The sequence below is a fragment of the Corallococcus sp. CA047B genome (assembly GCF_003612065.1).
GTDB classification, from domain to species: domain Bacteria; phylum Myxococcota; class Myxococcia; order Myxococcales; family Myxococcaceae; genus Corallococcus; species Corallococcus praedator.
The window spans coordinates 1-21,811 of record NZ_RAWD01000097.1 but is presented as its reverse complement, the minus strand read 5'-3'; the positions used below and the strand labels follow the sequence as shown (position 1 = coordinate 21,811).

General features: G+C 70.0%; 20 protein-coding genes. 10 read left to right on the top strand and 10 right to left on the bottom strand.

Features of this window, described 5'->3' with window-relative positions; genetic code table 11:
* On the top strand, positions 1-1,038 hold the full coding sequence (locus tag D7X74_RS17100; protein ID WP_233602135.1) for a hypothetical protein: 1,038 nt from the start codon (positions 1-3) through the stop codon (positions 1,036-1,038).
* 201 nt (positions 1,039-1,239) lie between these two features.
* Positions 1,240-1,770, top strand: a complete 531-nt coding sequence (locus D7X74_RS17090; RefSeq protein WP_120534036.1) for a TspO/MBR family protein — start codon at positions 1,240-1,242, stop codon at positions 1,768-1,770.
* Between the two features lie 78 nt (positions 1,771-1,848).
* Here D7X74_RS17090 and D7X74_RS17085 read toward each other — a convergent pair whose 3' ends face one another.
* From D7X74_RS17085 to D7X74_RS17075, 3 genes are all read right to left on the bottom strand, one after another.
* Positions 1,849-2,025 carry a hypothetical protein gene (locus tag D7X74_RS17085; protein WP_370450765.1) on the bottom strand — a complete coding sequence of 59 codons (177 nt, stop codon included), beginning with the start codon at positions 2,023-2,025 and terminating at the stop codon, positions 1,849-1,851.
* A gap of 154 nt (positions 2,026-2,179) precedes the next feature.
* Complete coding sequence (locus D7X74_RS17080) at positions 2,180-4,132, bottom strand: PAS domain S-box protein (RefSeq protein WP_120534034.1); 1,953 nt, start codon at positions 4,130-4,132, stop codon at positions 2,180-2,182.
* Between the two features lie 240 nt (positions 4,133-4,372).
* Positions 4,373-6,997, bottom strand: coding sequence for a M1 family aminopeptidase (locus D7X74_RS17075; RefSeq protein ID WP_120534033.1), 2,625 nt, complete (start codon positions 6,995-6,997; stop codon positions 4,373-4,375).
* A gap of 172 nt (positions 6,998-7,169) precedes the next feature.
* On the opposite strand from D7X74_RS17075, the gene D7X74_RS17070 reads away from it, so the two are divergent.
* Positions 7,170-7,955, top strand: a complete 786-nt coding sequence (locus tag D7X74_RS17070; protein ID WP_120534032.1) for a DnaJ domain-containing protein — start codon at positions 7,170-7,172, stop codon at positions 7,953-7,955.
* 12 nt (positions 7,956-7,967) lie between these two features.
* Here D7X74_RS17070 and D7X74_RS17065 read toward each other — a convergent pair whose 3' ends face one another.
* Positions 7,968-8,945, bottom strand: a complete 978-nt coding sequence (locus D7X74_RS17065; RefSeq protein ID WP_120534031.1) for an endonuclease/exonuclease/phosphatase family protein — start codon at positions 8,943-8,945, stop codon at positions 7,968-7,970.
* A 275-nt stretch (positions 8,946-9,220) separates the two neighbouring features.
* Here D7X74_RS17065 and D7X74_RS17060 point away from each other — a divergent pair, with 275 nt between their 5' ends.
* Entirely contained in the window at positions 9,221-10,375 is a 1,155-nt protein-coding gene (locus D7X74_RS17060; RefSeq protein ID WP_233595963.1) for a serine/threonine-protein kinase, read from the top strand.
* A 9-nt stretch (positions 10,376-10,384) separates the two neighbouring features.
* Here D7X74_RS17060 and D7X74_RS17055 read toward each other — a convergent pair whose 3' ends face one another.
* Complete coding sequence (locus D7X74_RS17055) at positions 10,385-10,732, bottom strand: helix-turn-helix domain-containing protein (protein ID WP_167508799.1); 348 nt, start codon at positions 10,730-10,732, stop codon at positions 10,385-10,387.
* 153 nt (positions 10,733-10,885) lie between these two features.
* Between D7X74_RS17055 and D7X74_RS17050 the strand changes: the two genes are divergently transcribed.
* The 3 genes from D7X74_RS17050 to D7X74_RS17040 are packed head-to-tail and all read left to right on the top strand — an operon-like array spanning position 10,886 to position 14,114.
* Positions 10,886-12,706, top strand: a complete 1,821-nt coding sequence (locus tag D7X74_RS17050) for a serine/threonine-protein kinase (protein WP_120534029.1) — start codon at positions 10,886-10,888, stop codon at positions 12,704-12,706.
* Complete coding sequence (locus D7X74_RS17045) at positions 12,703-13,647, top strand: DUF2381 family protein (protein ID WP_158620490.1); 945 nt, start codon at positions 12,703-12,705, stop codon at positions 13,645-13,647. Before D7X74_RS17050 ends, D7X74_RS17045 begins: the two co-directional genes overlap by 4 nt.
* Entirely contained in the window at positions 13,644-14,114 is a 471-nt protein-coding gene (locus D7X74_RS17040) for an SMI1/KNR4 family protein (protein WP_120534027.1), read from the top strand. The genes D7X74_RS17045 and D7X74_RS17040 overlap by 4 nt, the downstream gene beginning before the upstream one ends.
* A 36-nt stretch (positions 14,115-14,150) precedes the next feature.
* On the opposite strand, the gene D7X74_RS17035 is transcribed toward D7X74_RS17040, so the two are convergent.
* Positions 14,151-14,549: a DUF3037 domain-containing protein gene (locus D7X74_RS17035; RefSeq protein ID WP_120534026.1), complete on the bottom strand. Its 399-nt coding sequence runs from the start codon at positions 14,547-14,549 to the stop codon at positions 14,151-14,153.
* Positions 14,527-15,309 carry a HipA family kinase gene (locus tag D7X74_RS17030; RefSeq protein WP_120534040.1) on the bottom strand — a complete coding sequence of 261 codons (783 nt, stop codon included), beginning with the start codon at positions 15,307-15,309 and terminating at the stop codon, positions 14,527-14,529. The genes D7X74_RS17035 and D7X74_RS17030 overlap by 23 nt, the downstream gene beginning before the upstream one ends.
* A gap of 143 nt (positions 15,310-15,452) precedes the next feature.
* Here D7X74_RS17030 and D7X74_RS17025 point away from each other — a divergent pair, with 143 nt between their 5' ends.
* Together D7X74_RS17025 and D7X74_RS17020 are read left to right on the top strand one after the other, a co-directional pair.
* Positions 15,453-15,887, top strand: a complete 435-nt coding sequence (locus D7X74_RS17025) for a MarR family winged helix-turn-helix transcriptional regulator (protein WP_120534025.1) — start codon at positions 15,453-15,455, stop codon at positions 15,885-15,887.
* A 37-nt stretch (positions 15,888-15,924) separates the two neighbouring features.
* A complete protein-coding gene (locus D7X74_RS17020) occupies positions 15,925-16,371 on the top strand; it encodes an organic hydroperoxide resistance protein (RefSeq protein ID WP_120534024.1) in 447 nt (148 codons plus the stop codon).
* 60 nt (positions 16,372-16,431) lie between these two features.
* On the opposite strand, the gene D7X74_RS17015 is transcribed toward D7X74_RS17020, so the two are convergent.
* Together D7X74_RS17015 and D7X74_RS17010 are read right to left on the bottom strand one after the other, a co-directional pair.
* Positions 16,432-17,829, bottom strand: coding sequence for a rhodanese-like domain-containing protein (locus D7X74_RS17015; RefSeq protein ID WP_120534023.1), 1,398 nt, complete (start codon positions 17,827-17,829; stop codon positions 16,432-16,434).
* Positions 17,810-18,703, bottom strand: a complete 894-nt coding sequence (locus tag D7X74_RS17010) for a bestrophin family protein (protein ID WP_120534022.1) — start codon at positions 18,701-18,703, stop codon at positions 17,810-17,812. The genes D7X74_RS17015 and D7X74_RS17010 overlap by 20 nt, the downstream gene beginning before the upstream one ends.
* Before the next feature lie 164 nt (positions 18,704-18,867).
* Here D7X74_RS17010 and D7X74_RS17005 point away from each other — a divergent pair, with 164 nt between their 5' ends.
* Complete coding sequence (locus D7X74_RS17005) at positions 18,868-20,706, top strand: patatin-like phospholipase family protein (protein WP_120534021.1); 1,839 nt, start codon at positions 18,868-18,870, stop codon at positions 20,704-20,706.
* 9 nt (positions 20,707-20,715) lie between these two features.
* On the opposite strand, the gene D7X74_RS43015 is transcribed toward D7X74_RS17005, so the two are convergent.
* Positions 20,716-21,811 (bottom strand): DUF6068 family protein (locus D7X74_RS43015; RefSeq protein WP_120534020.1); only part of this gene is annotated, 1,096 nt, incomplete at its 5' end.

The following is a 21,811-nucleotide window of genomic DNA, read 5'->3' as shown; positions in this document are numbered from 1 at the left end:
GTGGCTTTGGACCTCTTCCAGGAAAAAGGCCCCACCCTGGAGCGGCAGCTCTTCACCTGGAAGGACAGGGTGCGCCGTCCCTACAGCAAGCTGGACGATGATGCCTTTACCCGCACGCGCGTCATCCTGATGAACGGCATTGAGGCGGATGCGCTGCGCATGAAGCACCTCTTCGCCCGGCTCAACCGGGAGCTGCGGCCCCACCTGGCGCTGGTGCGGCGCGCGGAGCACCACCAGCAGACGATGGTCAACTGGCTCAACCCGCCGGACCAGACCCCCCTCGAAACGACGCTCGGCTTCGAGCAACTGGCCATCGAGGCGACCGCCAGCGTGGCCATCCATGAGCCGGACCCCTCTCTGGCGCAGACCTACCGGTTCGGGATGTTGGAGGACTTCGACCCCCTGTACCGCTACTCGGCGCTCTACGACCGGTTGGAGGGCAAGGACCCCAACAACCTCATCCAGTCCTCCTCCGACATCCGTCCCGGCCGGCCCACGTCCGTGGAGCACCGCCATCCGCTGGACGATGTGCGCACGTCCTACGACCACAAGACGGCGGATCCGCTGTCCAAGCTGCACGCCATCACCATCACCGCATCCGAGTTCCAGACGCACGACTACTACATGACCGTGGGCCCGTTCTTCGCGGACCCCGTCGCGCGGCAGCTCTACGCGGAGATCGCCTCCATCGAGGAGCAGCACGTCACCCAGTACGGCTCGCTCTGCGATCCGGACGAATCCATGCTGGAGAAGTGGCTGCTGCACGAGGCCGCTGAGGTCTACAACTACTACTCCTGCCTGGCGTACGAGACGAACCCGCACGTGAAGGCGGTGTGGCAGCGCTTCGTGGACTACGAGCTGGGCCACCTGCACTACGTGATGGAGCTGTTCAAGCAGATGGAGCGGCTCGCCTTCGAGCGCACCGGCGTCCGGCTCTATGAGGGCGCCCTGACCTGGCCCGCGGGCTGGGCCACGACGCCCTGGCGGACCGCTTCCAACTGGCCCTGGACGCGGAGGCAGAGCACCTGCTGCTCGTGAAGGGCTGGCTCGCGGCGGGAGTGTCCACCGAAGCCCGCGCTCCCATGGAGTCCGCGCCCACGCCCGCCCCTTGAGCCGGAAAGTGTTCACGAAGCGGGCTTGCTGCCCCACGGGCAGGCAGGCACGCGTGGCCTCCGGTGGCGGGAGGACACAGCTTGTGGCTCCGCACACGACTTCGCCACAGGCAGGGAGGGACACGCCATGCAACTCAGCGAACTGGGAGGCTCCGAGGGCCTCGAGCACAACCCCACGCTCAACCGCGAGTCGGCGGTGGCGCTGGGCGCGTTCGGCGCCATCACCGCCGGGGCCGTCTACCTGGGGGCGCGGGGCACGCGCGAGGCCGTGTCGCAGGGTTGGTACAAGCGACTGAAGAAGCCGCCCTTCCAGCCGCCCGGAGCGCTCTTCGGTCCCGTGTGGACCACGCTCTACGCGCTCATCGCCGTCTCCGGCTGGCGCATCTGGGGCTCTCCGGCGGGCGCGAAGCGCTCGAAGGCGCTGGGCCTGTGGTTCGTCCAACTGGGACTCAACTCCGCCTGGTCCTACCTGTTCTTCAGGAAGCGCGACGTGCGCGCCGCGGCGGTGGAGAACTGGGCGCTGCTGGGCAGCATCGTGGCCTATACCGCCGCCGCCAGCGGCGTGGACCGCAAGGCCCCGTGGCTGATGGCCCCGTACCTGGGCTGGGTGTCCTTCGCCAACGTGCTGTCCACCGACATCGCCCGCCGCAATGCCTGAGTTCGTCGGTCCGGGGAGACGTGCGCGGGCTCTCTCTTCGAAGAGGCCCGCGCGTTTCGTCCCCTCATCATGTTCGCTTCAGTTGCGCAGGCGGTTGGGACGGCCCGCGTTGTTGAACGACAGCACCGCGGCGAAGTAGCGCGCCTGGTTCTCCGTAGCGCAGCGCACTTCCTGGATGCGTCCCGCGACCTTCACCCGGACCAGCCACCCCTCGTTGTCGCGGCTGACAGGGGTCTCGCTCTGCGGCATCGTCATGTTTTCCATTGTGGTGCTCCCTCCCGTGCACTCACCTAGAGCAGCCGCCGTGCCAGGGGATGGAAGCGTGGGATTCCAGCCCTTTGCATCGGGCCCGGGGCCCTTGCCTCATCTGGAGGGCTGAAGTTCTTTCAGCGCGGTCCGCACTCCGGGTTCAGTGCAGGTGGCGATCACCCTGGGCGCGCGGGAGAGGCGGCCGGGCGGCGGAGAGTGTTGGCAGCGCGACGAAGAAGGTGGAGCCCCGGCCCGATTCGCTCTCCACCCAGATGCGGCCGCCGTGGCGCTCCACGATGTCGCGGCTGATGTAGAGGCCCAGGCCCAGCCCGCCGTAGGAGCGCGTGGACGCGTTGCGTGCCCGGAAGTAGCGGTCGAAGAGCTGCTGCTGCTGGTCCTCGGGGATGCCGATGCCCGGGTCGTTCACGGACAGCACCGTCACGTCCTCGTTCACCGTCAGGCGCACGCGGATGGTGCCGCCGTCCGGGCTGTACTTGAGCGCGTTCTCCAGCAGGTTGAGGACGACCTGCTCCAGCCGGTACGCGTCGCCGTGGACGGACACCGGGTCCGGGGGCGGTTTGAAGTCGAAGACGTGGTTGCCGCGCTGCCCCTCCAGGGACGTCAGCGTGTGCTCCACCAGCACGTCGAAGCGGGTGACCTCCGGGTGCAGCGCCAGCCGGCCGGCCTCGATGCGCGAGGCGTCCAGCAGGTCGTTGATGAGGCCGGTGAGGCGCGTGAGCTGATGGCGCGCGTGGCGCAGCACGCCGGGGTCCACGTGCTCGCCACGCTCCAGGCGGCGCTCCAGCGTGGCCAGGCGCAGGCTCAGCGGCGTCAGCGGTGTCTTCAATTCATGGCTCGCGATGGAGAGGAAGTCGTCGCGCACGCGGATGGCGTCCTGGGCCTCGCGGTACAGGTGCGCGCGCTCTTCCTCCGCGTGCTTGCGCTCGGTGATGTCCTCCACCAGCACGCCCAGGCCCAGCACGCGGCCGTCGGGCGTGTGCACCGGGTAGATGCTGCCGCTCAGGTAGCGCCGGGGACCCTCCACGCCCAGGGTCCCGTCGGTCGTGGACTCAACCTGCACCTGGGGCTCGTTGGTCTTCAGCACCTTGTGCAGGAACTGCTCGACGGCGGCGCCCGTCTGGGGGCCGAACAGCTCCAGTGGGGTGTGGCCCGGATGTGCTTCGGCCGGGAGGCCGTTGATGCGCGCGAGCGTCTCGTTGACGCGCACGTATCTCAGGTCCGTGCCCACGAAGCCGATGCCCACGGGCGCGCTGCGGAAGAGCAGGTCCAGCTGGGCCAGGTGCGCCTCGCGCTCGGCCTCCACGTGGCGGCGGTCAGTGATGTCCTCCACCATGCCGACGCCGCCCTCGACCTCGCCGTCGTCGCCGTAGCAGGGCGCGAAGCGCACGCGCACGGGGATGACCTTGCCGCTGGTGAGCGAGCGATAGTCCCCTTCGTATTCACAGGTGTGGCCGCCCAGCGACTCGCGCACGCAGGCCATCATCCGCTCGTCGCGCAGCGTGAAGAGGTGCAGGCCCACGATGTTCCGCTTGGACGTTCCCAACTGGTGCGCGAACAGCTCGTTGCAGGCGGTGATGATGGGCGCGCGGTCGAAGTGGAAGATGCCCAGGGGCGCGTTCTCCACCAGCAGCCGGTAGAGGCGGTCCACGGTCTCCTCGTGGTGCGGAAGGTCGGTGGGGCCGCCGGGCACGTGCTCCACCGGCTCCTCCAGCGTGTCGATGACCTCATGCAGCCGGCGCATCGTGAGCGCGATGCGCTCCCGTCCGCCTTCGCCGGTGGACCCCACCGTCAGCTCCACCATCAGCTCCACGCCGTCGCGGCGCAGCGCGAAGACCCGGGTGGGACGCCCCCCCAACACCTTGCGGCGCGACAGCAGGTAGCGCGCCAGGCTCAGGCCATGGAAGTGGTGCAGGCGGGGAGGGAAGAGGTCGGTGACCGGCCTGTCCAGGAGCTGCTCACGGCTCCAGCCCAGCAGCCGCTCCGTCGCCGCGTTGACGTGCAGGATGCGCTCGTCGCCGTCGCAGGCGATGACCGGCTCCACCGCCGCGTCCAGGACGGCCTCCAGCTCTCGTGCGGCTCCTCCTGCGACCATGCCTCGCTCCTGGGAACCCACGCCACACCCCGTGGCGTCGGTCCTGCCGGGACATGGGGGTTCCCCCGGCGTTGACGGGCGCGTCGATGGCCACCCCGTGCGCGTTCCCATTGCCTACAGGTACACACGGTGGGCGGGCCTCGCGCGGCGAAATCGGACTCCTGCCGTGGGCAGCACCCCTGGAGGGAAGGCGGGCGGGCGGCTCATTCTCCAGAGCGATGGCGCCGCCGCCGGCCGTGCTTAACGCCGCCGCTTGGGCGGGGGCGTGCGTCCGCGCTTCGTCGCCTTCGCCGCGCGCTTGCGCACGGGCCGGGCGTTGGACTTCGACGCGGGGGCGGCGTCGCGCAGGGAGAGGGTCTCCAGCTTCTCGCGCAGCGTGCGCGTCTCCTGCTTGAGCGAGTCCAGCTCCTCGCGCAGCGAGGCGACCTCGCGGGCCTGGGGCGCGCCCTCGCGCAAGGAGCGCACGGCCTCGCGGGCATAGCGGCGGGTGCGGGGGTCGCTGAAGGTGGTGCCTTCCAGCGCGGGCAGCAGGCGCCGGTCTCCCAGGGTGGGGGCCGCGTCGCACACCGCCAGCTGCACGCGGAACTGCGGGTCGCGCAGCAGTTGGGCGAACAGGTCCACCGCTTCGCGTTTGCGGTTCGCGCCTTCGGCCAGCTTCGCCACCGCGACCACGGCGGCGCGGCGCAGGAACGCGGGCTGTCCGTACGCGGTGCGGGCCACGGCCACCGGGAACGCGGCCGCGTCCTGGGTCTCCGCCAGTCCGTCCATCGCGGCCGCGCCAATCACATCCTGGAACGAGGGCCGCGCGGCGGCGGCCTCCAAGAGGGGCAGGGCGTCCGGCGCGCGCACGCGGCCCAGGCCTCGCGTGGCCTCCGCCTCCACGAAGTAGCTGGCGTCACCGGCCTCCACCAACGCGCGCAGGCGTCCGGCCACCTGCGCGTCGTGGCGGAACTCGCCCAACGCGGCCACCACGGCGCGGCGCACGCGGGGGTGCGCGGTGTCCAGCGCGTCCAGCAGGTGCGTGCGGGCCTCCGGGGTGCGGATGCGGCCCAGGGACTTCGCGCACGCGGCGCGGGTGGCCCAGAAGAGGCCTGGGTCCGTCAGCGCGCGGCCCAGGGCCTCCACGGAGCGCAGGCCGCCGTCCTTGCCCAGCGCGAGCGCGGCTTCCGTGCGGGCGCGCGGTTCGGGGGCGGAGGCCAGCTCCTCGCGCCACAGGCCCACGGCCTTGTCCACGTCCAGCGTGCCCAGCACGTCTCGGCGCGGATCCACGCGCACCTGCGAGGGGGCGGCGGGGCAGGGCAGGTGGAAGCGGTGCTCCGCGTCGGTGATGTCCAGCTGGTGGCGTGTGTCCTGCCCGTTCACGGTGACGACCACGTCCAGCGGGAGGCGGAAGACGGGCGTGCCCGCGTCGGTGCGCTGCGTCTGGCGCACGGCGATGCGCAGGCGGCCGTCGTCGGCCTCGTAGCGGACCTCCACCTTCAGCTCCGGGTGGCCGGGGGAGAAGACGTACTGGTCGAAGACGGGATCCAGGTTGTGGCCGGTGGCCTCCTCGAAGGCGCGCGCCAGGTCCACCGTCTCCACCACGCCGTGGCGGTGGCGGGCGACGTAGTGGCGCAGGGCGCGCACGAAGAGCTCGTCGCCCACGCGGCGACGCAGCTCGTGGAGGACCAGTCCGCCCTTCTCGTAGAGGTGGCGGTCGAACAGGTCCATGGGGGCCTGGAACGAGCGCGCGACGATGGGGCGGGCATAGCGCTCGCGCGTCTCCGTGACGTACGCGTCCAGGTCGAGCATGCGGTGGTGGTCGGCCTCGTCGCGGTCGTCGCCGCGCTCCTTCCACAGCACCTCGAAGTAGGTGGCGAAGCCCTCGTTGAGCCAGCCATGCGGCCAGTCGCGGCAGGTGAGCAGGTCGCCGAACCACTGGTGCGCCAGCTCATGGGAGATGAGCGGTTCGGCGGTGTAGTCCAGGTGCGCGCGCGCGTCGTGCAGCACCGTGTCCACCAGCGTGGTGGCGGTGGTGTGCTCCATGCCGCCCAGGATGAACTCGGTGACGAACACCTGCGCGTAGCCGCTCCACGGGTAGGGCTCGCCGGTGATGGCCTCGTAGGCGGCGACCATCTGGGGCGTGCGCGCGACGCATCGGAGCGCGTCCTCGCGGCGCCCCCTGGGGAACAGGTAGCGCAGCGGCGTGGTGCCGGCGGTGTCGGTGGCCTCGTCGAATTCGCCCACCACCAGCGTGACGAGGTAGGGCGCGTGCGGCTGCGCCATCCGGTGGTGCTGGGTGCGGCGCTCGCCAGTGGTGAGGTCGCTGACGAGCACCCCGTTGGACAGGGACGTCATCGCTGCGGGGAAGGTGGCGATGACCTCCGACGTGGCCTTCTGCGCGGGCGTGTCCAGGCACGGGAACCAGCAGCGCGCGTCGATGTCCTGTCCCTGCGTCCACGCCTGGAGGGGCCGGTCGGGGTAGCCCGCGTCGGGGCCCCAGAAGTAGAGGCCGCGGCGGGGACGGGCGCGGTAGGTGAGCGCGATGTCGCACGCCTGGCCCGCTTCCAGCGCGCGGGGCAGCTCCACGCGCACGTGGGCGCCAGAGTTGGAGAAGGGGACGGCGTGGCCGTCGACGCGCGCGTCGGTGACGTCCAGGTCCACCGCGTCGAAGGTGACGGTGGCGACGGTGCGGACGGCGGACACGCGGGTGGTGCAGGTGCCGGCGATGGCGCGCTGGGCGAAGTCCAGGTCCAGCTCGATGCGCACGTGCTCGGCGCGCACGGGGCGGGGCGCGGCGTAGTGCTCGGTGGCGCCGGGGAGGCTGAACGGATGCGGGTCCGAGGACCCGGCGGCGGCGGGGGCGTGGCGGTGGCAGCAGCGCATGAGGGGGCTGACTCTTCCGCAAGCCCGTGCCGGGGTCGAGCCACATCGAACCGGCTTATCCGGAATTCAGGGTCCAGGCCCCCCTGGGTCTCCTGGACGGAGGCCCGGGAAGGTGACAGGGGCGGAAGGCGGCGGTTGAGAAACGCCTGGGGCTTCCACAGGATGAGGGGACGTGCAGGCCGTCCTCTACTTCTCCGACAAGCAGGTGCGCGAGAAGCTCTTCGCGTTCGTGGATTCCGCGCCAGGGCTGCTGCTGGTGACGGGGGTGCGCCACGGTGCCGCGATGACGCGTCCTCCGCAGGCGCGCGAGCCCTTCGCCGCGCTGGAGGACCTGTTTGGCGACGTGCTGGCCCAGGTGCTGGTGGCGGATGAAGGCACCACGGAGGGCATGTGGCGTGACCCACTGGGTGACCTGGGGGACCGGCTCTACCCGGAGGACAAGAAGGGCGCGTACGCGGCGTCCACCGGCTACCTGCTCCTGAAGGGAGGCAAACCCCTCACGGTGGTGCGCAAGCAGGGAGGCCCCGCCGACGACTTGTGGTTCCTCCAGGAGGCGCTGAGCCGGTTGAGCCCGGGCATCCCCGCGCCCGACCCGGCGAAGCGCCCCGGCACGCGCCGTCCTGAGCGCGCCCCGCGAGCGCCACCCCGCTACGGACCCGCCAGCGCCCGGGATGAGGCACCGCCCCGCTCCGGGGCCTCCGACGAAACGCCGCCCAGGGGCCGCCGCGCCGTGCCTCCTCCGGCCGCCGCCGAACCAGAGGCGAAGGACCCGTGGGTGGTGCTGGGCATCGCGCGGGGCACGCCGAAGGACGAGGCGCGCAAGGCGTTCCGCGCGCTCATCGCGCAATACCACCCGGACAAGGTGGCGCACCTGGCGCCGGAGTTCCACACGCTCGCCGAGCGCCGCACGCGTGAAATCCTGGACGCATGGGAGGCGCTGGAGCGCGACCCCGCCTGAGGCCGCGTCACGTCAGGTGATGAGCGCCGGGGTGGCCAAGGCCGTGTCCAGGTTGAAGCGGGCGATGAGGGGCACATGGTCGGACAGGCCATGGAAGCGGCTGGTGAGGTCGCCGAAGGGGCGGGTCTCATCCGCGTCCAGCCAGCTCACGCCGCCGCCGGAGAACAGGTGGTCCAGGTGCATGCGCAGGCGCATGAAGCCGGCGGTGGGGAACGCGCGTGAAAACTTCGGGTCGATCTGCCCCACGGCGGCCTGCGCGCACGTCAGGTGCGCATCGCCGGTGAGGTAGCGGTACACCGGTGAGGACGGCGGTGAGTTGAAGTCCCCGCACACCACGAACGGCTCCGTCTTCGAGTGCAGCTGGATGAACTCGGTGAGCTTGCGTGCCTCGTGGAGCTGGTTGCTGCCACAGCCCATCTTGTCGCGCGTGGCCCAGAACTCGCGGGCGAACGGCGTGGGCAGGCTCAGGTGCGTGTTGAAGATGTGGAAGGCGCGCTGGTCGTTGCGGCGCAGCACGCGCATGTGCGCGCAGATGCGGCTCTGCTTGCGCTCCTTCAGGCCCTGCACGTGGTGGTGCGTGATGTGCTCCGGTGCCTCCACGTTGTGCTTGTCCACCTGGAGGGTGCGCGTGTTGACGAGCATCGCGAGCCCGGTGGTGTAGAGCGACAGCTCGCCCAGCTTGTAGTGGTGCGCGCGGAAGTAGAATGCTTCGTAGGGCATCGCCCGCCCCTGGAGCGCGAAGGTCTCTTCCACGCGCTCCATGAAGGCTTCCAACTGGGTCTCCCCCGGGCGTGTCGGCCGGTGGACGATGTTGCTGCGAAGCGAGGAGGTCTCCACCTCCTGGAGGCACACGACGTCCGGCAGCGGGTCCAGCGTGGCCAGCGCGGCGGCCACGCGGCGCTTGGGGCCGATGGTGCTCGCAAGGCCCTTCAGCATGTGGCCGAAGTAGCGGACGTTGTACGTGACGATGCGCAATGGGGATGCGTCCATGGGCCTGTCGCCACCTCCAGGGTTCCTGCGGCGAAAGGTGGGAAGCAAAGGTACGAACGTCCAGGCCCCTTCGCAGCGCTCGGCGCCGGATTCATCGCGAGGGCCCGCCATGTGCCGACAAGCGGACGAAGCGCCCGCCTGCTTGCCTGTACCGTCAGCGGCGGCATTCATTAGAGATGTTGATTGGCGGATGACTCGGGGAGGCAGCTGAGGCGTCTTCTGGTCAGGTCAACTTGTTGGTAGACTCCGGAGGTCTATATGTAGAATGAGGCCACTTGCAGACCACCGACCCCGTCCACCCCTCCGGCCGGAATCACCTTCCAGGCGAACGCCCCTCTGACGACGAGCGACCGCGCGTCCTCTTCCAGATCGCGGAGACCCGCTACGTCTTCCTGCGCACCGTGGACCGCCGCCCCAATGGAGAGGTGCTGATGCTGGCCGAGCGCCACGAACCGCACGGCCTGCCGGGCCCCGTCTTCATCAAGCGATTGCACACCCCGGCCACGCAGGCGAGGCGCCACCGGCTCGTGGAGGAAGTGCAGCTTGCCTACCGCCTGCACCATCCCGCGATCGCCCAGGTGCACCAGTTCAAGGTCCGGGAGCGCAAGCCCTACGTCATCATGGAGTACGTGGACGGTCCCTCCATGGACACCGTGTTGTGCCTGATGGCCATGCGGCAGCGTCCCGTGTCCGTGGCCTTCGCCCTGTTCGTGGGGGCCGAGCTGGCGGACGCGCTCGAACATGCCCATTCGCTGGCCGATGATGCGGGCCGTCCCCTGGGCCTGGTGCATCGGGATGTCAGCCCGCGCAACGTTCGGGTGGCCCGTGACGGCGCGGTGAAGCTGACGCACTTCGGTGCCGCCTACTCCCACCTGGTCGGTCGCGAGGAAACCCAGGGGCAGCTCCGCAAGGGAGACGTGGCCTATGCCTCGCCGGAATACCTCCAGGGGGCCCCGCTGACGCCCGCCTCGGACCTCTTCTCCCTGGGGCTGTTGTTGCTGGAGTTGGCCACCGGGCGGCACCTGTTCCAGGAGGCGTTGAACGGCGGAGGCCTGGAAGAACACTCCCGACCCCATGGCGTTCAGGTGGAGGAGGAGCCCTCCCTGCCGCTGACCTGCATGCTGGCGCAGGTGCAGCGCTACACGCCCGAGGATGTCGCCCATGCGGTCTCGGAGCTCCCCGGGGATTTTGGGGCCGCGCTCCAGCGGGCCTTGCGACGGGAGCCTGGGGCGCGACAGGCCACCGCGGGCGCCCTTCGGGATGCACTGCGCGACTGCCTGGGCCGGGAGCAACAGCGGGACGGAGGCCGGCTGTATGGACGCAAGGAGGCAGCGGAGGAACTGATGCGCCTCATCACTGATGCCAGTGCCGTCCGAGACCAGGTCGAACTGGAAGACGAGGACCTCTTCCCCGCGAAGCATCGGGGGTAGGAAGGCTTCCTAGCGGGACAGCGCGCGAGCCATGGCGACGAGGGCGTCCAACTTCTCCTCTTCGAGTTCGCGCGCCAGCGTCACCAGTCGTCGCAGCGCGGGAGGCTCTTTCTGGGCCTCACGGCGGGCTTCCGTTTCCGTGCGGGCCAGTCCCAGCAGTTCGTCCGATGAGACCCGCAGCGCCATGCTCAACTTGCACAGCATCGTCGCGCTGGGGACCATCTTCCCGCGCTCCACCCGGCTGTAGACCATGGAGTTCATCCCCACGGTGGCGGCGACCTCTGCTTGCGTCAGGCCCAACCTCGCGCGGGCTTCGCGCGCGGCCTTGCCCACCTTCTTCCCCAGTTGTTCGTCCATGCGTGGAGAAGGAGCGTAGCGCAAAGCCCGTGCTCCAGGTCTCAAGTCCTGGTTAGACTTCCCGGGTCTCCAAGGTGTTAGACTTTCCGGCCTCTCGTGTCGTCGCGACCGGAACGCTGACGCAGGAGACTTCCGGATACAGAGGGTGGACGCGTGAACGGCCAGCACTTCGCGGACCTGTTGCCGGGCACGGACGTTGGCGGCTTCATCGTAGAGGCGCTGCTGGGCCGGGGTGGCAGTGGCGTGGTGTATCGCGCCCGACGTGGAGGCGAGTCCTTCGCGTTGAAGCTCCAGTCGCGGATGGGACTTGGGGGTTGGGCCGCGCGGGAGGTGGCCATCCTGATGCGCCTGGAGCATCCCAACGTGGTGGGCTTCCGCCATTGCGGCCTGCATCCGGAGCAGCGGCCCACGTGGTTCTACCTGGCCATGGAACTGGTGGAGGGTCGCACGCTGCACCACTGGGTCCGCGAGGAGAATCCCAGCGCACGGCGCGTGGTGGCGCTGATGCGGGACCTGTCGCGCGGCCTGGAGGCGATGCACGCACGGCAGACGCTGCACCGGGACATCAAGGAGTCCAACATCCAGGTGCGTGAGTCCACCGGGCAGGCGGTGCTGCTGGACGTGGGCGTCGGTCACTACGAGGGCGCGCCACGGCTGACCCAAGGCATCCTGCCGCCCGGCACGCCGCAGTACCGCAGTCCGGAGTCGCTGGCCTATCTGCGGGAACACGGGCGACAGGAGGGCGCCCACTACGAGGCCTCGCGCGCGGATGACCTGTATGCGCTGGGGGTCGTCCTCTACTGGATGCTCACGGACCGGCGGCCCTTCGAGTCGCCCGACACCGCCACGGAAATCGACGCTGTCATCCACGAGCCCCCGGTGCCGCCCCAGGTGTGCAACGCACGCGTGCCAGAAGCCCTGGGCCAGCTGTGCCTGCGCCTGCTCGCGAAGGCGCCCGAGGCGCGCGGAGAAGGTGCCAGGGCCCTGGACGAAGCGCTGGCGGCGCTGGTGATGGACGCTGCGTGGGATGTCCCGCTGCTCCCGGACGTCGCGGAGGTCTCCCTGGCTCCGGTGCCTCCGGACGAGGCCGAGGAGCACGACGCCTGGATGGTGCACGGCGAGGCGCCGGGCCCCCCGCATCGGGGGCGGGTGCCTGTTCCACCGGTCATGCCAATGCCGGCCCTGGCGCCGTTGCCACCGCCGCGTTCCGCTCGTCGGTGGCGAACTGGATGGAAGAAGTGGGGGCTGCTGGCGTGCGGGGTGGCGGTGCTGGTGGCGGCGTGGGGAGGCCTTGCTCGGTCCCGCCTGTCGTCGCGCCCGGAGTCGGATCCGGAAGTGGCGTCCGCCGAGGCTTCACCGGAAGCTGCCCGGGCCGCAGTCACGCCACCGTGGGTGGCGGTTCCCCCTGTGGCCGTCGCCTCCCAGGTGGCGCATTCGTGGAAAGAAGAAACGCCCGTGACGAAGACCTCTCCCGCGCCTGCTCGTCGTACCCGTTCCCGTGCGGCGGCGTCCCGCGCCCTGCTCGCCGCCGCGACCTGCTCCAGCCTGGCCTGCCCCGCAGGACCCCAGTTGCGGGCCTCGCCACCGCCCGAGGAGTGTCCGGCGGGGGCCGTGGAGTCCATGCGGACGTTGGGGATCAAGGTGGAAATGTTCATCGATGCGGCGCTCGATGACCGGTTCAATGATGTGGGACCCATCTCGGTACGGGAAGGACCGGGTCGCCTCGAAATGATCGAAGCAATGGGCAAGCTCCCGGGTGGAACCCTGGTGCTCGGTCGCTTCGTCCGAGGAGAGTACCTGTACGGCCGCTTCACGGAGGTCCGCACCAAGAAGGGCGAGCGCTACCCGGTATGCATGGAGATTTTTCAAGGAAGTGGGATCAAGCACGGGGTGACCCTCTTGAAGGGCAGCACGGACGACACTGCGGTCGTCACGAGCACGGTCTACCTGCGTGCCGTGGACCATTTCGAGTGAGCCTGCGCCTTCTTGCTGCCCGGAGTCATGGCGCTGTCGCGTCCGTATTGAAGGTCGCCCTGGTGGCGGCTTTCACCCTGGCTTCAGGAGCCGCAGCCCAGGTTCAGGATGCTTCCGACGCGGAGGGTGTGGGCCGTATCGAAGTGTCCGCCGAGCAGGAGGGGAGGCCGCACGAACTCAACATCAGTCCGGGGCTGGCCACCTGGGTGTTGAGCGATTCGCCCGTCGCGCGGTGGGCGCTGACCGGGCGGGAGAATTTCCGCCGGATCATGGAAGGTACGGACACGCTCGCGCTGCTGCCCCGGAACGATGTGAAGGAAGGCACCCGGTTGAATCTGACCCTCATCTTCGCGGATGGGGCGGCTCCTGCGCGTGCGGAGCTGGTGCTGGTGGTGCATCCGGCTTTGGCGCAGCGTCAGGTGGAGTTGTACCGCCACCCACGCTCCCTGGCGTCCTATCAGCAGGAGGTTCGACAACTTCGCGCGGAGGTCGGCCGCGCGCAGGCGGAGGTGGAACGCCTGCGCGCGACGCAAGCGCGGCCCGATGGACTGACTGGATTGCTGGCCTCAAAGGTGATGAAGGATGAGGGCGTGGCCTTCCGTGACCTGACGGACGCCATTCAAAGGATGCAAAGGGAGGCACTGTCGATGAGGCGGGTCACCGCCTTCCGTGTCGCCACGCGTGCCGCGGTGAATGCAATGTTGCTGAACCGCTTGAACGTGCCCTGGCGGCCCATGGGGGCTGCGCTGGTGGACGCAACCGGACGCACCGTGTCCGCACTCGGCATCTGGTCGCAGGAGCCCATCGCCCCCGATACGGAGGGCCAGGTCATCGTGGAATTCGAACTGCCGTCATCGACGGCACTGGGTCCCTACACCCTCAAGCTGTGGGCGGAAGATGGAACGCACGCCGTCTCGGTGCGCAACATCTCCTTCCCGTGATCGAATTGCTCGAAGAGGTGTCGCGCCTCCACTTCCCCAAGCCGCCCGCGACCCCTGCGCAAATCGAAGCGTTCGAGCAAAGGGTGGGGTGGCGCCTCGACCCCGACCTGCGTGCCTTCTACCTGCACTGCGACGGTGCCAACCTGTTCGACCGCATCAACCCTGAGTTCGCATTCCATCCCCTGGCGGAGATTCGCCGTGCACGGGTGGTGATGCTCCAGGACGACACCGACAAGTCAGGCTCCGCGTCCTGGTATTCGGTCTGCGAGGTCCAGGACAGCAACTACATCCTGCTCGACGTGAGCCAGCAGACCGATGGCTGCTATCCCATCCGCGATGGCTACCGCGAAGGATTCCCCGACCCGGTGTATTGCGCGCAGATCACCGGCTCGTTCTCGGAGTTCCTCGGAGGCGCGCTGCGCTCCAACGGGCGTTGGTTCTGGTTGAAGGACCTCCAGGAGGAATGACGACCAGGGCGTGGAGCGACGCGCCCAGGCCCTGCATCAGACCGCCGGCTTCACCCGCACCATCGTGTCCAGCAGGTGCTCCAGCGAGCGGTCTGGATCGTCACAGAGGCCCACGTGCACGGGGCCCGTCTGGAGCATGGTGCTGCGCGGGGCCACCAGCCAGTGCCAGCGCTCCTTCTGTGGCAGCCGCCCGATGGGCCCCGCGTCCTTCCCGCCCACGCACACGCGGCGGAAGCTCTCCAGGTGGCCCTTCAACAGCTCCACGTCCGCGTCCGGTGACAGCGCCTTGAGCCGCGCCTCATCCAATTCCACGCGCGCGCCCAGGAAGCGGTGCTGCACGCAGAAGAGCACCACGCCCACGTTGATGAACTCCTCGCGCTCCACGCGGGGCACCAGCCGGATGATGGCGTAGTCAAACGAGCTGGGCGTGGGCACGCGTCGCCTCCTCGATGAACGCCGGCGCCGCTTCCAGCCTGCGCATCAGCCACGTCACGTACGCCGCGCGGTGCTCCGCCGTGGACGCGAACGCGGGCTCCTGGCCCAGCCACGCCTCCGGAATCGACCCCACGATGCGCTCCACCACCTCTCGCGTCACCCGCTCGCGCAGCAGGTCCCCGGCCTCCGCCAGCGAATGCGCCCACGGCAGCAGCACGTGGTCCTTGATGGGCGCGAAGCGCCCCTGGCTGCGCTCCTCCCAGCCGTCCCATGAGTGGTGGAAGTACAGCGCCGCCCCATGGTCGATGAGCCAGAGGTTGCGGTGCCACACCAGGAGGTTGGGGTTCTTCGGCGTGCGGTCCACGTTGGTCACGAACGCGTCGAATGCCACGATGGCGGAGGCCACCTGGGCCTCCGGCACCGGCACCGCCAGCGGATCGAACGTCACCGAGCGCGGCAGGTAGTCCAACGCCAGGTTCAGCCCGGCGCTCGACTTGAGCAGCTCGCGAATCTCACTGTCCGGCTCGTTGCGCCCCAGCGACGTGTCCAATTCCACGAACACCAGCTCCGGCACCCGCAGGCCCAGCACGCGTGCCAGCTCTCCGGCCAGCAGCTCGGCGATGAGCGCCTTGGCGCCCTGGCCTGCCCCCCGGAACTTCACGACATAGAGCCCCGCGTCGTTCGCCTCCACGATGGCGGGCAAAGAGCCCCCTTCGCGTAGCGGCGTCACGTAGCGCGTGGCGGTGACCGTCCTGAGCATCATCGTCCTCGACAGTTCCCGGGCACTCCGGGGGTGGCGGCTCTACCACGCCCACAGTCCCCGGGGAACACACCCGCCCCCACCCGGACTTCCCCGCCACCAATTCGATTGCGCGCAATTTAATTGCGCGCTATCTATCTCCCATGTCGCCGGAAGACTTCCTCCGCCTGGACCTCCAGCTCTGCTTTCCGCTCTACGCGGCGTCGCGGGCGATGGTGCAGGCCTACACGCCGCTCTTGTCGAAGCTGGGGCTGACGTACCCGCAGTACCTGGTGATGCTGGTGCTGTGGGAGACGGACGGGGTGTCGGTGAAGGAGCTGGGGGAGAAGCTGTACCTGGACTCAGGCACGCTCACGCCCCTGCTCAAGCGGCTGGAGACGCTGGCCTTCGTGCGCCGGGAGCGCTCCACCGAGGACGCGCGGTCGGTGCGCGTGTCGCTCACGGCGCAGGGGCGCGGCTTGCGCCGCAAGGCCGCGTCCATCCCGGAGGCCATCGCCTGCCGCACCGGCCTGTCGATGGAAGAGCTGGCCCGGCTGCGCCGGGACGTCCAGCGCCTGTTCGAATCGGTTTCACGGTAGTTCGCAAACCCAAACGCAGTTCACGAAGGAGCACCCCATGGCCCAGGTCACCCTCGCCGAGAAGCTCTACTCCACCACCGCCACCACGCACGGCGGCCGCAACGGTCGGATCTCGCTGAACGACAGCCCCCTGGACAACCTGGAGCTGGCGATGCCCAAGACGCTGGGCGGCTCCGGCAAGACGACGGCCACCAACCCCGAGCAGCTCTTCGCCGCGGGCTTCTCCTCCTGCTTCGAGAGCGCCCTGCGCCTCGTGGCGGGCAAGATGGGCAAGAAGCTGGATGAGAAGGCGGGCGTGAAGGCCACCGTCACCATCGGCAAGACGCCCGAGGGCGGCTTCGGCCTCGCGGTGGAGCTCCAGGGCATCCTGCCCGGCATCCCCCAGGAGGAAGCGCAGAAGCTGATGGAGGCGGCCCACCAGGTGTGCCCGTACTCCAACGCCACGCGCGGCAACATCGAGGTGAAGGTCTCCGTCGCCGAGTAGCACGCAGCGCTTCACCCGGGCTCCCGCGCGTCGCACGGGAAGCCCGGGAGGCGCGGGCTGTTACACCTTGCCCGCTTCCACCACGCGCACCTTGTCGCCGCCCTCGAAGCGCGCCTCGAAGAGAGGCAGCCCCTTGGCCAGGTGCTGGAGCGTGTGGCCCAACTGGGTGTTCGCGATGGCGTTCATCTCCGTGCGCAGCGGCTCGACGTGGTGGGGCTCCAGCGTCACCAGGTGCGGCAGGCGGCGGAAGAACTCCACGTAGTGGTCGCGGTGTTTGGCCGCCACCTGCGGGTGCGCGACGAACACCTGCTTGGGCCCCACGGACGGAGACACGAGCGGGATGGAGGACATGTCCCACAGCTCCTGCTCCACGTACACGGACAGCACCGCCGCCTCGTCGTGCACGCCCTCGAGCGTGACGAACTCCAGGTCCGGCATGCCCTGCCAGCGCAGGTCGTGGTACGCGCGCAGGAACGAGCGCACCAGGTCCGGCCGCACGCCGTAGTCCTCCGGCTTCGTGAGCATCAGCTTCAGGTGGCCGCAGCCCAGGTGCGCGGGCTCCAGCAGGTGCTCCATCAGCGCGGAGCGCGACTCCGGCGCCGGGTGCCCCAGGAAGGCATGCCACCCCGCCTCGTCGTTCAGGGGCGGCAGGGGCCGGTTGGACAGGCGCCGGTCGCTGGAGATGGACGCCACCAGCTTGCCCCACGCGAGCGTGTCGGTGTGCATGTAGAAGCGGCCGAATACCTCCAGCTCCTGGAGGAGGATCTCCTCCACCGTGCGGAAGTCGAGCGTCTTGCCGGTGATGCGCTCCACGCTGGCGAGCGCCAGCAGGAACTCGCCCGCGTCGCCGCCCGGCGTGCCGATGACGCCCTGCTCGTCGCGGCCGTCCACGCACGAGCGCCGGCCGCTCATCAAGAGCGCGGACAGCCGGGCCCACCGCACCTGGCTGGGGTCGCCCACGTGCTGCTCGATGTGCGCCTTCGTCAGCGGCCCGTCGCTGGGGCCTTCCTCCACGAAGGTGGGCGTGGTGAGGCCGCGCTCGAAGATGTGCGAATGCCGGGTGGCGGAATAGCCCGCGTTGCGCCACGCGAGCATCCCGCCCGACAGCGCCGCCACGTACCGCATGCCCAGCGCCTGGAGGAACTGCGTCGCCAGCCCCGCGCGCCGGCCGCTGTGGGACACCAGCACCACGGGCATGTCCGGACCCAGCTGCTGGGACACCTCCGCGATGCGCTCCAGCGGCACCCAGAGGGAGCCGGGGATGTGGCCCATCAGGCCGGTGAGCTCCTCCTTCTCCCGGATGTCGATGACGCGCAGCGCGCGCCCCTGTTCAGCCACGAACTGCACCGGTACTCGCGGCGTCATCGCGCCGCTGGCGCGCAGCTCGGCCTTCCATTTCATCTGGAAGAGGACGGAGTTGACGTGAGGGGCCACGGCGTCAGGGCGCGGAGTGGTCATGTGGGGGCGTGCCAGGCGCTGGCAGGAAGGCCAGCAGGTTGTTCTGGATGTTCTCGCAGATGGCGTCGAGCGGCAGGTCGTTGTCGTCGGTGCCGAAGGGGTCCTCGATCTCGACGCCGATCTCCTCGATGCCGAAGAAGACATACGTGACGACGAAGGTGGCGGGCACCGTCACCCACCCGAAGGTGTCCACCAGCGAGAAGGGCAGGGTGGCGCAGTAGAGGATGAGGGCGCGGCGCAGGTGCACCATGTACGCGAACGGCATGGGCGTGCGGTGGATGCGCTCGCAGCCGCCCAGGTAGTCGATGAGCAACTGCACGTTCTGGTCGAGCTGCATCTGGACGTACTCCGGATACAGCCCCGAGCGGCGCCCTTCGTCCAGCACGGCCGTCATCCGCCGCGCCACGCTGAGCGGGACATGCTGCGCGCTCAACACTTCCTGCACGAAGGCCTGGGGCAGCTCCGCCACCCTGGGGCCCAGTTGACGCTGGCCGCGCAGCCACGCGGCGGCGGCGAAGGGGAACGCGGCCGTCCAGCGCACCAGCGGGGCGTACAGGGGCGTGCGGCCCAGGAACACCTCCGACGCACGTGCCAGGTTGCGCGTCTCGTTGACGATGCCGCCCCACAGCTTGCGGCCCTCCCAGAAGCGGTCATAGGAGGCGTTGGTGCGGAACACGAGCAGCAGGCTCAAGCTCATGCCGGCCAGCGTGTGCACCGTAAGGGGCACGCCCACGTGGGTCACGTGCAGCGAGAAGGCCACCACGCCCGCGGACCAGAGGACGAACAACAACACACGGCCGACGATCTGCTTCACCATCGAACCGCGCAGGTAGTGGAAGTAGCTCCACCATCGATGCGGATCATACTCAACCATGGGTCCTTGAGCCTCCCGTTGGGGGGCGCGCATGCTAACCGCACCGCGCCGCGTCGCGAGGAGGGCTTTTGCAGGATTGCGGATGCACGACGCTCCGGGCCGTGGCCTGTCCGACAGCCCTTCGGCTAAGGAGGAGGGAGGCCCGCTTCCAAGGAGACGTCCCCATGCGCCGTCACGTCACGCTCCCGCTGCTGGTCCTCCTCGCCGCACCGCTGGGGGGTTGCAGTGCCCTGCGCACGGACGTCCTGCTGGACACGCTGAACGCGCCGGAGTCCTCCGCGCCCCAGGACGCGCCGCCTCGGGTGCCGGCGGTGGAGCGCGTGGCGGGGCTCACGCGCGCGCAGCTCATGGACTCGTATGTGGACGCCGAACGCGCGGGTGGGTGGATGGACGCGCTGGGGGCATCGCCGGAGGTCGTGCTGGACATGACGGCCTGTCTGCTCCAGCGCGCGGGGGCCGACACCGCGGCCTGTTATGAGAACGACACGCGCATGGGCTTCATCGACCGGGCGGTGAAGGCGTCGGCGTGGGGCGTGCCGCTGCCCGCGCAGTCGCTCTCCGTGGCGACGCCGTCGGAGGCGGAGGTGGACGCGGAGCGCTTCCTCGCGAACACGCTGGGGCTCGCGCCGTCGCTGGCGGCGCTGCAGCAGTCGCTGGAGGTGCCGCTGACGCGCGAAGCGCTGGCGCAGGGCATCCGCGAGGGCGCGGCGTCCGCGGCCGGCTACGTGCGGGCGCGCGCGTGGCGCCGGGACCTGAAGCGGCCCACCAACGCGGTGGTGCTGAGCGGCGGCGGGGCCAACGGGGCGTTCAGCGCGGGCGCCATCTGGCGGCTCCTGGGCATCCTGGAGCAGTGCCGGGGCAAGCCCGCGCCGGAGGGGTGTGGGGATGCGCGCATCGACCTGGCGGCGGGGACGAGCACCGGGGCGCTCATCAGCACGCTGGTGGACCTGTTCCACACGCCGGGGCAGGAGGCGAAGGCGCGCCAGCTGCTCATGGGCAACTACACGTGCACGGTGGAGTCGGACCTGTACTGCGTGAACTCCACGTGGCTGTGGAACCTGGCGGACGACACCCGGGGCCTGGTGCAGTTCGACGGCGTGTACTCGAAGCTGGATCAGTTCATCGAGCCGGCCATGTTCCACAACGGCACGGAGCTGGTGTCGGTGTCGGTGGACTTCCAGACGGGGGATGTCTTCGGCGTGAGCGACCAGGACCCGGCGGACTTCAAGGCCGGGGGGACGGACGCGGAGCGCAAGCGGGGGATGACGCGGGCCATCGTGGCGTCCATCGTGGAGCCGGTGCTGTCGGATCCGGTGAAGTTGCTGCCGTCGGCCTCCGGGAACCGGAACGGGACGTACTACGATGGCGGGGTGCGCTCCGGGCTGCCGCTCCTCCAGGCGGTGCAGCGCGGGGCGGAGCGGGTGCTGGTGATTTCGACGGGCGGGGTGAACCCGGGGCCGGAGAAGGATCCGAAGAACGCGATGAGCGTGCTCATGCGCACCATCGACCTGTTCGTCGCGCAGCCGCGCGTGGGCGAGGTGCAGCAGGCGGAGCTGCTCGCGGTGGCGCGCCGGCTGGGCGAGTACAACGTCTGCATGCTGCGGGGCGCGGGCGAGGACTTCTGCCGCCGCAAGGGCACGGGCTTCGAGTCGGCCCGGACGGTGGCGCCGGCGGCGGGGCAGGCGGTGTGGATGGGCTCGGCGCGCTTCGACCAGGTGGCGACCAGCTGGCGCACGGCCTGGATGTTCAAGCCGGAGACGGGGCTGGCGACGGCGAGCGGCTATTCGTTCACGCCGGAGGTGATGCAGCCGCTCTTCGTGGCCGGGGTGGAGTCGCTCCAGAAGCGGTGCACGGAGGTGCTGGGCCTCTTCGACATCCAGGGCACGCTGGCGGCCCGGGAGTGCGCACGCCAGTTGGTGGAGGTGACGGACGAGGCGCGCGAGGCGCTCCCGTCCGTGGCGCAGTGCCGCAAGGACAAGCCGGAGCGCCGCACGTGTGATTGAAGGCGGGGACTACTTCCCGCCGTCCTTCACCCAGGCGCCCCAGCCCGCGAGCGTGCCGCTGTCCTCGGCGACGCGCTTGCCCTTGAGCGGGGCGCGGAAGATGCCGTCCGACAGCGTTCCGAAGCGGGCCTCGTCCGCGAGCCCGTGGAGCGCGGCGCCCCATGGATCCGCGGCGTAGGAGGCGACCTGCACGCGGCGCTCGGCGCCCTCACCCAGCGGTGTTTCGAAGACGACGGCGGGGATGGAGTGCTGGGCGACGGTGAGGGTCTCCCGGCGCGAGGGCGCGGTGCCGGCGGTGACGGGCGGCCACTGCTGCGGCAGGCTGACGGCTTCGCTGACGAGCGCGAGGAGGGCCTCTTCCACGGGCGTGGCTTCGGCCTCCTGGAAGTCCGCGCAGGGCGCGTCACCGGTGGGGCCGGTCAGGTCCTTGCGCAGGAGGAAGCCGCGTTCGGCGCCCATGCAGACGCGGCGCACGGAGGGCGTGCCGGAGATGTCCTGGCGCACGTCGAACCAGGTGCCCGGGCCCCAGGGCCGCTCGAGGGCGGGGAGGGTGCCGCCAGCGTCGGTGCCCTGGCGGAAGGACACGAGCGTGAGCTGCTGGCTGCCGCTGGCGCCGAAGCCGGACAGGGTGGTGCTGGCGTCGAGCAGGCCGTGGGTGAGGTACAGCGGTCCGGGCTCCGAGGCATAGAGGCGGTTCTGGAGGGGACCGTCGCTGGGGCGGCTGTCGTGCAGGTAGCGCTGGGCGTCCCACGAGCGGCCGGCGGCGGTGGTCTGCTCGGCGGAGCGCTGGCCGCGGTGTTCGGCCTTCCAGGGCTGGGTCTCTTCCATGCGCATGGGCAGCACGCGGTTCTGGGAGAGGCGCGGGTGGGACAGGGGCTTGCCCTGATCATCGGTGAAGGTGACGGTGAGCCACGCCCACGGGGCCTGCACGGCGACGACCTCCAGGGCGACGTGGCCGGCCACGGCGGTGCCAGGTCCAGGAGGCCCCGCGACGCGCTGGCCGCCGGGGCGACCCCGGTGAGCGGAGAAGGCGTACTCCACGCGGTCGCCGACGCGGGCGCGCTGCCACGGCGAGGCGGTGGTGGTGGGGGACGCGCCGGCATCC

What these genes read in the sequence shown, in the direction of transcription:
- D7X74_RS17075 (WP_120534033.1), bottom strand. Translation starts at nt 6,997, where the DNA reads ATGCGCTGCTGCCACCGCCACGCCCCCGCCGCCGCCGGGTCCTCGGAC.
- D7X74_RS17015 (WP_120534023.1), bottom strand. Translation starts at nt 17,829, where the DNA reads ATGACCACTCCGCGCCCTGACGCCGTGGCCCCTCACGTCAACTCCGTC.
- D7X74_RS17080 (WP_120534034.1), bottom strand. Translation starts at nt 4,132, where the DNA reads ATGGTCGCAGGAGGAGCCGCACGAGAGCTGGAGGCCGTCCTGGACGCG.
- D7X74_RS17010 (WP_120534022.1), bottom strand. Translation starts at nt 18,703, where the DNA reads ATGGTTGAGTATGATCCGCATCGATGGTGGAGCTACTTCCACTACCTG.
- D7X74_RS17020 (WP_120534024.1), top strand. Translation starts at nt 15,925, where the DNA reads ATGGCCCAGGTCACCCTCGCCGAGAAGCTCTACTCCACCACCGCCACC.
- D7X74_RS17090 (WP_120534036.1), top strand. Translation starts at nt 1,240, where the DNA reads ATGCAACTCAGCGAACTGGGAGGCTCCGAGGGCCTCGAGCACAACCCC.
- D7X74_RS17005 (WP_120534021.1), top strand. Translation starts at nt 18,868, where the DNA reads ATGCGCCGTCACGTCACGCTCCCGCTGCTGGTCCTCCTCGCCGCACCG.
- D7X74_RS17025 (WP_120534025.1), top strand. Translation starts at nt 15,453, where the DNA reads ATGTCGCCGGAAGACTTCCTCCGCCTGGACCTCCAGCTCTGCTTTCCG.
- D7X74_RS17085 (WP_370450765.1), bottom strand. Translation starts at nt 2,025, where the DNA reads ATGACGATGCCGCAGAGCGAGACCCCTGTCAGCCGCGACAACGAGGGG.
- D7X74_RS17065 (WP_120534031.1), bottom strand. Translation starts at nt 8,945, where the DNA reads ATGGACGCATCCCCATTGCGCATCGTCACGTACAACGTCCGCTACTTC.
- D7X74_RS17030 (WP_120534040.1), bottom strand. Translation starts at nt 15,309, where the DNA reads ATGCTCAGGACGGTCACCGCCACGCGCTACGTGACGCCGCTACGCGAA.
- D7X74_RS17055 (WP_167508799.1), bottom strand. Translation starts at nt 10,732, where the DNA reads ATGGACGAACAACTGGGGAAGAAGGTGGGCAAGGCCGCGCGCGAAGCC.